Source organism: Undibacterium sp. RuRC25W (genome assembly GCF_049339825.1).
Lineage (GTDB): Bacteria > Pseudomonadota > Gammaproteobacteria > Burkholderiales > Burkholderiaceae_D > Undibacterium.
This window is the reverse complement of the sequence record NZ_JBMPPD010000059.1, coordinates 1-11929: the sequence shown is the minus strand read 5'-3', so window position 1 is coordinate 11929 and position 11929 is coordinate 1. Positions and strand designations below refer to the sequence as shown.

The 11929-nt window shown below is 44.2% G+C and carries 10 protein-coding genes; 4 read left to right on the top strand and 6 right to left on the bottom strand.

Annotated elements, in window-relative coordinates; translation table 11 throughout:
* Window positions 1-64: 64 nt before the first annotated feature.
* From ACO0KV_RS18065 to ACO0KV_RS18055, 3 genes are all read right to left on the bottom strand, one after another.
* Entirely contained in the window at window positions 65-793 is a 729-nt protein-coding gene (locus ACO0KV_RS18065) for a TraB/GumN family protein (protein WP_423044510.1), read from the bottom strand.
* Window positions 794-1288: 495 nt separating this feature from the next.
* Complete coding sequence (locus tag ACO0KV_RS18060) at window positions 1289-1714, bottom strand: hypothetical protein (protein ID WP_423044508.1); 426 nt, start codon at window positions 1712-1714, stop codon at window positions 1289-1291.
* 187 nt (window positions 1715-1901) lie between these two features.
* Window positions 1902-3200, bottom strand: coding sequence for an HlyD family secretion protein (locus ACO0KV_RS18055; RefSeq protein ID WP_423044506.1), 1299 nt, complete (start codon window positions 3198-3200; stop codon window positions 1902-1904).
* Between the two features lie 756 nt (window positions 3201-3956).
* Between ACO0KV_RS18055 and ACO0KV_RS18050 the strand changes: the two genes are divergently transcribed.
* The 3 genes from ACO0KV_RS18050 to ACO0KV_RS18040 all read left to right on the top strand — a co-directional run bounded on the left by ACO0KV_RS18050 (window position 3957) and on the right by ACO0KV_RS18040 (window position 7644).
* Entirely contained in the window at window positions 3957-4706 is a 750-nt protein-coding gene (locus tag ACO0KV_RS18050) for a DUF2076 domain-containing protein (protein ID WP_423044504.1), read from the top strand.
* A gap of 126 nt (window positions 4707-4832) precedes the next feature.
* Window positions 4833-6410, top strand: a complete 1578-nt coding sequence (locus ACO0KV_RS18045; protein WP_423044502.1) for a DUF1800 domain-containing protein — start codon at window positions 4833-4835, stop codon at window positions 6408-6410.
* 31 nt (window positions 6411-6441) lie between these two features.
* The gene (locus ACO0KV_RS18040) at window positions 6442-7644 is read left to right on the top strand and encodes a DUF1501 domain-containing protein (RefSeq protein ID WP_423044500.1); all 1203 of its coding nucleotides are present in this window, start codon (window positions 6442-6444) and stop codon (window positions 7642-7644) included.
* Between the two features lie 96 nt (window positions 7645-7740).
* Here the strand turns inward: ACO0KV_RS18040 and ACO0KV_RS18035 are convergent, their stop codons facing one another.
* Window positions 7741-9918 carry an ATP-binding protein gene (locus ACO0KV_RS18035; RefSeq protein WP_423044498.1) on the bottom strand — a complete coding sequence of 726 codons (2178 nt, stop codon included), beginning with the start codon at window positions 9916-9918 and terminating at the stop codon, window positions 7741-7743.
* 519 nt (window positions 9919-10437) lie between these two features.
* Between ACO0KV_RS18035 and ACO0KV_RS18030 the strand changes: the two genes are divergently transcribed.
* A complete protein-coding gene (locus ACO0KV_RS18030) occupies window positions 10438-10743 on the top strand; it encodes a DUF1161 domain-containing protein (RefSeq protein WP_423044496.1) in 306 nt (101 codons plus the stop codon).
* A 23-nt stretch (window positions 10744-10766) separates the two neighbouring features.
* Here ACO0KV_RS18030 and ACO0KV_RS18025 read toward each other — a convergent pair whose 3' ends face one another.
* Both ACO0KV_RS18025 and ACO0KV_RS18020 read right to left on the bottom strand, forming a co-directional pair.
* A complete protein-coding gene (locus ACO0KV_RS18025) occupies window positions 10767-11264 on the bottom strand; it encodes a GNAT family N-acetyltransferase (protein WP_423044494.1) in 498 nt (165 codons plus the stop codon).
* 6 nt (window positions 11265-11270) lie between these two features.
* Window positions 11271-11645: a hypothetical protein gene (locus ACO0KV_RS18020; protein ID WP_423044492.1), complete on the bottom strand. Its 375-nt coding sequence runs from the start codon at window positions 11643-11645 to the stop codon at window positions 11271-11273.
* Window positions 11646-11929 lie beyond the last annotated feature (284 nt).

Genomic DNA, 11929 nt, shown 5'->3' with positions numbered 1-11929 from the left:
AGCATTCGACATTAGGTTACCGCTCTCCCGTTCAATATCTGGAAGACTGGATGAAGAAACAAAATCAAGAGAATCTCGCTGCATGACATTCACCTGATGGTGAACTAATTATCGAGGGAAGCTCAGATCGTATATGGCCAAAATAATTTTTGGAGCATAATTCACAAAAGAACATTTCAAGATAACCTTTTACATAAATATTCCACTCGTCCTCTGTTATTGCCAAGAATCTTTCGGAAAGTTGTTCAGTTTTTTCTAGGCCTAATATTTTAATATTTGACGTTTTTGCCCGATTTACGATGTAGTGATCGATTGATTGAGAACTTGTGAATGAATCTAATCCCACTTTATTATATAAATTAATATTTTCTAATAGATTAGCTACTGAATATGGCGACATATCTTCAAAATCTGAATTCGAAGAAAAAAGTTGTAAAAAAATTTTACTTACTGCTTTGTAAAGATCAGAGTCTAGGCGTTTTTCAAGAGTAATATTTGGTGGATTGTAATATACAACTTTCCCAACCTTGCTATTGCCTTCGCGATCGTTAGGATTGTATTCAAGACAAACACCAATTCCCGCATCAATGATTGAATTTAATTTTTCGTCATTGATTATTTCTTTGTTACCAGTATGCATGGAACCAACAAGCCAAAATGAAACTCCATCTTTTGAAACTTTGAAAAGTGGGTATTGCGTATCATTTGCATATGCGTATTTTTGAGTTGCTATTACTGTTAAAAATAATGCAAAAAATAATAGACCGTTGAACGTTGTTTTATTTTTTATCATAGGTGTTCTACATACCATAAAAAAATAATAGAAAAAATTCTAGAGAAATAAAGACAAACGGCCAACTTAGCAAAGGGTAATGAAAAAACACACAACTAAATAATGAAATAACACAAAGAATTATTAATTTAATTTTATGGTCATTAAAAAATTTTTTTTGACGGTAAAATCCTTCATCGTTAAAAATAAAAATAATGTATGTCGGCAATGCTGAAAAATAAACCAGTAAATAGTTAAATGAAATGACTTCGAAACTGCAAATTAAAAATAAAACTAACGCAATAAAGATTAAAAAAGAAAACCATAAAACTGTTTTCTTGTTAGATAAAAACTCACTTCTATTAATTTTCATTTTAAGCAGCCAATAATTTTTATAGAAAGTAAGCCATTAAATAACGATAAATGAGCCATCATCTAATGGCTTACCAACAAATCAATTTGTGATAAATCTAAATATCACATTAACTAATTCAGTACTAACTTTGTGTAAAATATTTAAGGCAAATTGTTGTATTTAAAGCTAGTTTTAATTGATCCAGCACCACTATTGCATAGCGAACTCAATCCCATACTTGTAACACGGTAAACAATCGGATTTTCTGTTAGAACACCTGCCGTTGCGCCAATTGCTTGACTGGCAATTACGCATCCCGTCAAAGCCCCCGGGTTAACAGTTACAGATGCGCTGATTGGTCCAATACTTCCGGATATTGTTACTGTATTTGGACTGCCAGTACTGCCATATCCAGAATTACTATATAACGCAGCTGCATCCGAACTAGATAGAGCGTAACTACCGCCTCCGCCTCCACCGCCACCACCACCACCTTCATCCAATTGCAATTGCAATTGTTCATAATCCTCAACAGCCACGCCACCACTAACTGCTTCTAAAACTGCCAAATCTGTAATCATCTTCATGATATTTCCTAACCATAAATATGTTAAATTAAGCCCATTCACCCTATGTGAATAAACTGTACTACCACCGTTCTCGGTCTTGACCACCTTGAACGGTTTTTCGACCTGAGCAGAATGGCACTTGCTTTTCTGCTCAGTGTTCGAATTCTTTACTCTCTTGATTTTTATTGATCTTCTTTGCTAAATTTCAGGTCGTTCTGTTAGCTACTGCTAGTACCGGCTCTAACACCCATTCCCAGATTTTTCTACTGTCTTGCAAGACATCAGCCTCTAAGGTCATGCCTGGTTTCAATGCCTGAATTTGTCCATACGCTTCAATGTTCTGTTTATCCAGCTTTACCTTAATTCTGTATAGCGCCTCATTACTGTTAAATCCTTGAATGTTCTGTTGGGCATTACTAAGGATCGTGCTTGCCAAATTGGGAGGTAATTCACTCGGCGCAAAAGGGGTTTTACTGACATCGATGACTGTGCCTTTTTGCAGACCAAATTTTTGATAAGGAAAGGCCTGATAACGAATCAAGACCGTTTGTCCAGGACTGACAAACCCTGCAGAATGACTTGGCGCATACAATTGCGCTTCGAGCTGTGCTTGATGAGGAATCAACGTAGCGAGGCTTTGACCGGCGGCAATAGATTGCCCGGGCTGAAAATTAATCGTCGTGACGATGCCGGCTTCCGGTGCTGTAATGAAGTTCGCTTTACGGTTGCTGTTCTCCACCATTTCTTGCTGAAGACTAGCAAGGCTACGGTCAAGTTGCGCCTGATCATTGGCAAGACTGTTGGTTAAATCCGCGTATTCAGCTTTAAGTGCTAATTGATTAGCTGTCAGTTGTAGTTTATTGCGTTGAAGCGAAGACAAACGCGTATCGATATCGATGAGGTCTTCTTGCTTTTGTTGTGTCTGCGCCTCTGACACATACCCACTCGTTTGCAGGCGTTGAAATTTACTCAGACTTTCTTGCGCTAAATTATGGCGACGCTCTGCAAGAGTGATTTCTTGATCAAGCTGTGTTGCCTCAGTTTCCAGATTACGTAGGTGTAATTGGATCGCCTGCTTCTTTTCATTTGTTTGCTGAAGGCGTTGACGTTGTTCGGTTTCGAGACTTTGTTGACGGGCTTGCAGCTGTTGTGCAACTAGCTCAGACAATTCACCTTGACCATTATTGTGTTCTGTCACCAGCTCAAATAAAGTCTGGCCGGCACGTACCGCGTCACCTTCTTTAACTAGTTGGTGTTTGATGACACCGGCATTGGTCACCATTAGACTGATGCTGCCACCTTCGGGGGAGGTGATGCCTGTAATACGTGCTTTCTTCGTCATGCTACCGAAATAAATGAAGCTAACGAGTGCCATCGTAATGAACGCTGCAACAAGAGCGATGAGCCAAGCAGAGATCGGCTGAGCTAAACGTATCGCGCCCATCCATTGCTGACTTTGTGCTGCAGTCACCTCACGACGAAATAACGAAGACTCTTCGGACATACGTATGCAATCAACTTTTCTTATCGCTAATGATGATAAATATTGATCAACTTAAACTGAAGTTTGTATAAATATTAATAAATCTTAGTACGCTAAAATTAATCGCATCAACAATTTAGTTTTGTTTAATACTTTTATTTTTAAAAGCCATTTTTTGTGTGAAAAGGGATCTTTAACTTAATTTCAGCCTAAAATTAACATTTATTTAATGTTTTTATAAAAAAGATAACAGTCCCGATAACCGAAACTGTCATAAAAAATCCCTGGGAAGGAATGAAGTTGATCTTATCAAAATCACTTTGATATCGATATCGCTCATATTTGGTGCTGATATCAATCGTCTCCCAAGCGACTTTCTAAGCCGATCTAAATAAATTTATGAACTCATTTACATTGCTATCGAGATAGAAATGTTATCAATGATATATTTTTCATTTACATGAAATGCTTTCAATACAGATAATTTCAAACGCATCGCTGAAGTAAAGTTTCCGATACTGGTTCAGTTTGAATATGCGCATGCAATACCGTTCCTTTCCTGTCCTGTGTTAACAATATTGAGACATTAACTAGACCAGTTCGACAAAATGCCCCCAACAGTCCCAATCATTTCCCCCAACGTTGCTCAAGCCATTCAGTACAGACTGGCACTTAGAGAGCACTGAACAGATGTTGACTCAATATGTTGTCGGGACAAGCATTGAAATTTGATAGAGCGTGACCAGATAGGAACCGTCATGTTTACCTCAGGAGAAAATGATGTCACCGCAAGAAATCCAGATATTGCAAAATTTTCTAGATCAACTGGTGCAGGTTCAAGGCGTTAATAAAGATCCGCTGGCCTTGCAAATGATCAATGCGGCCATCAGCAAGCAAGCCGACGCAAGTTACTTGTTAGTGCAGCGCGCGCTACTGCTGGATCAAGCAATGGCAAATGCGAATAGCCAGATTGCTAGTTTGCAGGCTGATTTACGTGAACAAAAAGCATTAAATGCCGCACTGACTGCAAATCAATCTGGCACATCCTCCAATTTCCTTGACCCTGCCGTCAGCGGCTGGGGTAATAGCGCGCCGAGCAGAGCACTCAATGTGCCACCAGCCCGTAACACGAGCGACTACCCGTCCGGTGCGACCTCGGTCACGGGTGTACCTTTAGCAGCTTACCCTACGGTTGCGAGCGCGCCAATGCAACCGGTGCAATATGCGCAACCTGCTTCGTCAGGATTTTTTGGTGGCAATACCGGCAGCGTTCTGGGTACCGTTGCCTCGACAGCAGCTGGCGTTGCAGCGGGTGCGTTCTTGTACGAAGGAATCAGCCATATGATGGGCGGTAACGAACATCAGCGGTTTAATTCAAATTTGAATAACAACTTATCGGGTGACAATTTGAATACTGCTGCCAGTGGCCAAGGCGATAGCGGGTTGATCTCTGGTTACTTTGATCAGGCCCAAGATCAGACCTCTGCACTGGATGATAGTCAGAGCGACGATAGTAACGACATCTGAATTTTCTGCTCATGTTGAGCTCATATACAAAAAAATACATAGCCACGGTCTGTCGCGGTCATCTCTTTTCAGGGTGATTCGTTGTATCCTCATATGCTTTGAATGTGACCGGAGTACAGACTGTCCATGTTTAGCTCTCTATCAATACAACGGCTTGCTGGTGCCGCGCTGATTTGCCTACTGAGTGCGTGCGGCTCGTCTTCTACACGGCCAGATTCTAGGAATGATTACGTTAAGACATTGCCTCCAATCGGCAACACGCTGTCTAAAGCCAATGTCAATCCAAGCCAGTTATTAAACCGCCTGACTTTTGGTAGCAATTTCACATCCGATCAACAATTGCAATCGGTGAATATGGACCGCTATCTGGATCAGCAACTGCGCGCGCGCGGTAGCGTGGTACCCAACGTCATTCAGGCGCAGATCAACAGCATGACGATTACCCAATTGTCGATGGAAGAATTAATCCATAAATTGGAGGCACAACGGATCGAGGCAGACCAGCAAAAAGGTGTTGATGACAGTCTGCGAAAAGCATATCAGCAGGAATTAAACCGCCTCTACCGCGAGTCCGCGACCCGCTCCTTGTTGCGCGATATTTATTCACCGAACCAGTTACAAGAGCAAATGACCTGGTTCTGGATGAATCACTTCAATATTCATAGCGGCAAACACAATATCCGGGCGATATTGGGTGATTTTGAAGAAAATGCGATTCGTCCGAATGCGCTTGGCAACTTCCGCGATTTACTGCGCGCGACGGCCTATCACCCCGCTATGCAGCGCTATCTCGACAACGAATATAACGCCTTTGGCCATATCAATGAGAACTATGCGCGCGAAATCATGGAATTGCACACCATGGGTGTCAACAGTGGCTACTCTCAGAAAGATGTACAGGAACTTGCGCGTGTACTGACCGGTATCGGCGTCAACCTGTCGGGCACGCCTCCAAAAATCAAACCCGAACTCAGCCACTTGTATTTACGTCGGGGGCTGTTTGAATTTAACCCGCAACGTCATGATTTTGGTGACAAACAGTTTCTAGGAAACACTATTCATGGACGTGGTCTGAATGAAATGGAAGATGTATTGAACATGCTAACCCGCCAACCAGCGACGGCGCATTACATCAGCAAAAAACTGGCGACCTATTTTGTGTCTGATAATCCATCCGATGCACTGATACAAAGCATGGCCAACAGCTTTCTACAAAGCGATGGAAACATCCCAGTAACGCTGAGAACCATGTTTGACTCACCGGAATTTATTGCCTCGCTTGGTCATAAGTTCAAAGACCCCTTGCATTACGCCGTCAGTGTCGTCCGACTCGCCTACGATGGCAGCTATATTGTAAATACTGGCCCAATGCTCAATTGGCTCAATATGATGGGACAACCATTCAACGGTCATCCGACACCGGATGGCTATGCGATGGACGAAAGTGCTTGGGCCAGCCCTGGGCAAATGAATGTACGCTTTGATATTGCCCGCGCTATGGCGTTTGGAACACCAGGTTTGTTCAAAGTCGACAATATGACGTTGACGGATAAACCACCGGCACCCGCGTTGGCAAGCTCGATGTATGCAAAGACCATGAGCGGGACATTCAGTCCAGAAACTCGCAATGCCTTAAAACAAGCCAAATCTCCCAACGAATGGAATATTTTCTTCCTCGCCTCACCTGAAATGATGCGACGTTAATCACTCATTTTGCCCGCCAGAAGGAAACATCATGCACCGCCGTGACCTACTCAAATCTCTATTGGCGATGAGCGTTTTGCCTGCGACAGGCTATTGCAGCAATGCACTGGCGGCACCAGCAACGCAGAATCGCTTCTTGCTGGTGTTTTTGCGCGGTGGCTATGATGCGTGCAACCTATTGATACCGACATCTAGTAGTTTTTATTACGAGTCACGACCGAACATTGCGATTGCTCGCCCCAGCGACAATCCACAATCAGCGCTTGAGCTCAATGCCGACTGGGGCCTGCATCCTGCATTACGAGAGTCGATTTATCCGATGTATAAAAATGGCGAGGTCGCGTTCATCCCATTTGCTGGCACAGATGATCTTACGCGCAGCCATTTTGAGACGCAGGATACGATAGAACTTGGACAACCACTCAATACCTCACGGAACTATCATTCGGGTTTTATGAATCGTCTGGCAACTGTCATCAACGATGGCAAAGGCGTTCCAGCAATGGCATTCACCGATCAGTTACCTATTTCAATGCAAGGTACGGCCAGCGTTGGCAACACCTCTTTACGCAGCCTATCCAAATCCAGCGTGGATACACGCCAGAGCGATATCATTCAAAAAATGTATGGCAAAACAGGTCTAGCGCAGCAGGTGAGCGAAGGGTTTGCGGTGCGGCAGGATATTGCAATGGAAATGCAGGACGAAATGAATGCGGCCAATCGCGACGCCATTACCACCAAAGGCTTTACCCTTGAAGCCAAGCGCATTGCCAAAATGATGCGTGAAAAATACAGCCTTGGCTTTATTGACGTCGGGGGCTGGGATACGCACGTCGACCAAGGCGGTGCCAAAGGTGCACTGGCAGGCAAGTTTGAAGAACTCGGACGCGGACTTGCTACCTATAAAAATGAAATGGGTGACGCCTGGCAAAACACGACTGTGGTGGTCATCAGTGAGTTTGGTCGTACTTTCCGAGAAAACGGCAAGCGAGGCACTGACCACGGTCACGGCAGCGTTTACTGGGTGCTCGGCGGTGGTACGAAAGGTGGGCAAATCGTTGGCGAGCAAACAAAAGTTAATGCTGGGCAGTTGTTTCAAAACCGCGATTTTCCGGTGTTAAATGAGTATCGCGCGGTGCTTGGTGGTTTGTTCAGTCGTATTTACGGCCTCAATAACCAACAAATCAATACCGTATTTAGCGGCGTCAAATCACGAGATCTAGGATTAATCTAACCCAACAGTGGCGACACCGCAGCAAACCCATCTCCATGTTGCGCCGGCATGTTTGCATCGTAGGCAAAGATTTTCGCAGATGTTTGATATGTAGAGTTAAGCAAGATCTTTAGTCACCGCCAGCGGTAAATCCAGATAAAAAACCGCGCCACCACTCTCTTCAGCAGAACGGTTATAAAAGCCGATTTCACCTTGCATTTGCTGAATAATCACTTTAGAAATCGCCAGCCCCAGCCCGGTTCCTCCTTTAGCTCGCGTATCTGAGGAGTCAGCCTGAGAAAATTTCTGGAAAATGCGGTCCTTGAAGTTATCCGGCACACCAATTCCCTGATCGGCGACTGCCACTCTGATTTGATCATTCGGTAACAAACTGGTAGACAAAGTAACGGCACCACCCTCGGGTGAATATTTACATGCATTCGAAATCAAATTCGCCATCACTTGCTGAAAACGTCCCTGATCGACCTGAATTGCATGCGACTTGGCAATGTGATTTTCATCAATCACACTGACCGTCACTGCTAACTCTGTTGCTAACCCTTGATTACTTTGCACCGCCGATTGCAGTAACTGATAGAGATTAAGTCGCTCTATCATAAAGTCCATTTTTCCGGCTTCGATTTTTTGAATATCGAGTAAATCATTAATAAGGCGCGTCAGACTAATACTATTTTTATGTGCCATCGACATCAAGGGCAATATCTTCTCGGGCAACACCCCCATCGCACCTCCGATTAATAGCCCCAGCGCACCACGGATGGCGGTCAGCGGTGTGCGTAATTCATGGCTAACCGTCGAAATAAATTCATTCTTCATCCGTTCAATTTTCCGGCGCTCTGAAATATCTCTGACAAAGACGATAAGTTTGCGTTTACCGGCGAGGAAATATTCGCTGATTGCTAATTCTGCAGGAAACAAATCCCCACCTTTACGGACGCGTTCTATTTCCAAACGCAAACGACCTGTCTTTAAAAACTCGCGTCTGGTCATCACCAGCTCCATTAGTCCTGGCTGCCCTTGTGGTGATAATAACTGGTTATTTTTGCCGATCACTTCTGCTTCTGAGTAGCGGTAAATTAAGGCCGCCGCTGGATTCAACGCCTCGATCGTCCCGCTTTCATCAATCATGACAATGCCATCCACGGCATTTTGAAAAATCGCTTGTAACCGATCAGAAGACTCTTTCAATGCACTTTGTTGCTCCGTCAAACTATTCAACAAACCTGCTTGATTGCGGTTAATCAGGTCCGCTTCGCGTTTGAGTTCCGTCATCACTCGCATATCCCTCTCGCGTAGTAAAAATAAGCGAATCAGGATGCGAAAGGAAGCCGCCAGAACCGCCGTGGCGGAGAGTGCAACAATGACAACCGCGGTACTCATTTTCCACCAGTCAGCGAGGTATAGGTCCTCGTCAATCGAAAAATTAAGAATCAATGGATATTTGTCGAGCGTTTGTATCGCCTCCATACGTTTGGGCGCATCATATTGTCCGGACGACGCAGCACCGTTAGTAATTAATACCCCAGATCGTTGATTCATCTCTTTCACAAGACGATAAGCACTGCCGGTCAAATCTGCATGTCCGATTTCTTCTTTTCGTTCAGGCCACTGCGCAAGATATGTAAAGTCATCACGCATCAGACTGATCGCAGCATGACCATCTGAACTCAGTTTTTTATAAAACCGTGAATAAAAATCCGGAGAAATACCAAGAATGACCGCGCCAATAAATTCGCCATCACTACCGGTCAAACGGTGGCTAAGAAAAAAGAGCCAGTGCCCTGTTGTTTTGCTACGCACTGGGTTGCTCAAATACACTTTTTGTGTGACGTTATTACGTTGAACCTGAAAATAATCGCGCTCTCCGAGGTTGTACGTCGGCGCTGGAAAATCGCGCGACGTGCTGATCACATTACCGTCCACATCCAGAACGGAAATCACTTCAATCGCAGGGAATAGGGCGACCTTTTCTTTCAGAAACTGATGAAAATCGTTGGTACCGAGCTGCTTTGACAAATAGTCAGCACTGACACTCCAGTGGTCCTCAATGCGGTCGGCAATATTGGACAACGCTGTGTAACCAAAATCCATTTGCTGGCTGGTATTTTCTGCCAGCACAATACTAAAGGTCTCGGTTTGTTTTTCCCATTTGTGAATTTCCTGGACCCTGAGAGTCCAGATAAAAGCACCTGCTGCCAGCAATATTGCAGCAATAAGACAAATCACTAGCGTCTTGGCAATGCGACTGGCATGTGATGCAGCAAATCTCATCATTACTATTTATTTCCATCAAACGAAGTAAAATACACAACACATATTCCCATAAAGAAATTTATTTTATTAGATAAATTGTCAATTAATAGAAATACCAGTATGTTTACAAACAATCTCTTTATTTATTCGCCGCAATAAAAACGGGACATGAAAACACTGCTAAGAAAATATTACTCAAAGATTGAGATCGTACAAGCTTTTAAACAATATCCTCGCATCAAAGAGGTTGTTCGGTTCATGTTGATCACCAACAAATGAGAAAGTACCATGATCAGACACTTTTTTTCTTTCTAATAAGCATTTTTTTCGTCTATTTCTAGTACCAGCAGGGTACGCCCTGCAGCATCACTCACAGCACATCGTGGTAACACCAAAAAGCTGATTGTCGACGATGCGGGAGCAGCCCATTCAATTTGCGACATGCTCCGGTTGCCAACGATGTTCAGTTCAAAAGGCTTAAACGCCGATGTCAGTCAGTTTGAACAGCAGCAAACCATCCACTGAAAAGGAGAAGACAACATGTATAAGCGAGTATTAATAACGAACATGGGATTAAGTTTGATGTTAAGCGCGACTTCGGGTTGGGCCGCAGTCACCTCTTGTGACAACATCATGAATAAAATCAACACCAAACTGGAACATAAAGAAGTAACGGACTATTCACTCAACGTCGTTTCCAAAGACACTAAAAGCAGCTTACGGGTCGTGGGGGTTTGCGAAGGCGGCAGCAAAAAAGTGATTTATAAAAAAATACACCATGCTGGCAAGAAGGCTGATCAAGATGAGCAATCAGCGAATTCTGATAAGTCTAAGAGCGCTGAATAACGCCAAAAAATTTTCCTGACGGTTTATAAGTTTTTCGTGCAATAGTAAGCCGGTCCGGAATAGGTCAGCAGCATGGACGCCTGTTCCGAACTGAGTTCTTGGTCCTCCGCAAAACCCAGCTTATTCCAGAATACAAGGCTATCCTGAACGGAAACCAGACAAACATACGCAAGCTGCTGGCTTAACGCATAGGACAACGCTTGTTGTACTAAAGCGCCAGCCACACCTCGTCCGGCCATTCTTGGCGCGACTGCCAAATCATGAATGTATAACGCGTTGGCCACGGGAGCTAACTCAAAATCGCTACCTAAGGGCGAAATTTTACCTCGCTGCGAAGGATAAGCGACCAAGTAAGCGCCGATGCCGTCTCTGTTCTCCGCGACCCATGCCGTATCCGGCGCCGTCAGCAAGCGCGAACGCAGGACGTCGAGACTTTCCACCATATCATCATAGGCAAGGACCTGAACGGCGTAAACCGCCGCCAGATCGGCTTCTCGCATGGTGCGTACATGGAATGGCATCTGGGTTTATTTTTTTGATTTAGCCGAGGCAGAAGCCGAAGCTGACTCCGATGCCGAAGCTGATGCTGACGCACTGGCATCGTCAGCCTCCGACTCCGTACGGGGCGGCAATTCAGGTTTGACGACTTCTATTTTGTTTTCACGCATATAGTCGTTCATTTCTTTCCAGCCAGCAAAAATCGAGGCTCTAGCGGCATCGGGATTTAAGGCATAGCAATCTTCAATCGCGCGTCCGGCATGCCGGCATGCGCTACCAGTCGCCCGCGCATCCGACTCTTTTTGCGCGGCTTCTTTGGCTGGATCAGCAATCCCTAAACGGTCACAAGCACTCAACATGACCAAAAAAGATACCGAAATTAATGCAGAATAACGTGGCAGCATCGTCGTACCAGTTTGATTTTATAAAAAATGAATCTCACCTGCGCTCGTTGCGCGGTGACAGCATTTATGGATGATCACTTATGATACCTTAGTGGTGATCAACTTGGTGTGGTTCAACTGAGTGGAGTTGATTATTAATAACAATTATCAATAGTGATAAATTAGGGCGTGTTGACATATAAAAAGCTGTTAACTTTTCCCGAAGTGTGTTTACATTCTAGATTTTAAAGAATGAAACGATGCTGCGACTGATGTTGAGAGATGATCAATGGGAACGAATTGCG

Bases quoted from the DNA above. Each gene is read 5' to 3' on its own strand.
- ACO0KV_RS18060 (WP_423044508.1), bottom strand. From the start codon at position 1,714: ATGAAGATGATTACAGATTTGGCAGTTTTAGAAGCAGTTAGTGGTGGC.
- ACO0KV_RS18045 (WP_423044502.1), top strand. From the start codon at position 4,833: ATGTTTAGCTCTCTATCAATACAACGGCTTGCTGGTGCCGCGCTGATT.
- ACO0KV_RS18050 (WP_423044504.1), top strand. From the start codon at position 3,957: ATGATGTCACCGCAAGAAATCCAGATATTGCAAAATTTTCTAGATCAA.
- ACO0KV_RS18030 (WP_423044496.1), top strand. From the start codon at position 10,438: ATGTATAAGCGAGTATTAATAACGAACATGGGATTAAGTTTGATGTTA.
- ACO0KV_RS18065 (WP_423044510.1), bottom strand. From the start codon at position 793: ATGATAAAAAATAAAACAACGTTCAACGGTCTATTATTTTTTGCATTA.
- ACO0KV_RS18040 (WP_423044500.1), top strand. From the start codon at position 6,442: ATGCACCGCCGTGACCTACTCAAATCTCTATTGGCGATGAGCGTTTTG.
- ACO0KV_RS18020 (WP_423044492.1), bottom strand. From the start codon at position 11,645: ATGCTGCCACGTTATTCTGCATTAATTTCGGTATCTTTTTTGGTCATG.
- ACO0KV_RS18025 (WP_423044494.1), bottom strand. From the start codon at position 11,264: ATGCCATTCCATGTACGCACCATGCGAGAAGCCGATCTGGCGGCGGTT.
- ACO0KV_RS18035 (WP_423044498.1), bottom strand. From the start codon at position 9,918: ATGATGAGATTTGCTGCATCACATGCCAGTCGCATTGCCAAGACGCTA.
- ACO0KV_RS18055 (WP_423044506.1), bottom strand. From the start codon at position 3,200: ATGTCCGAAGAGTCTTCGTTATTTCGTCGTGAGGTGACTGCAGCACAA.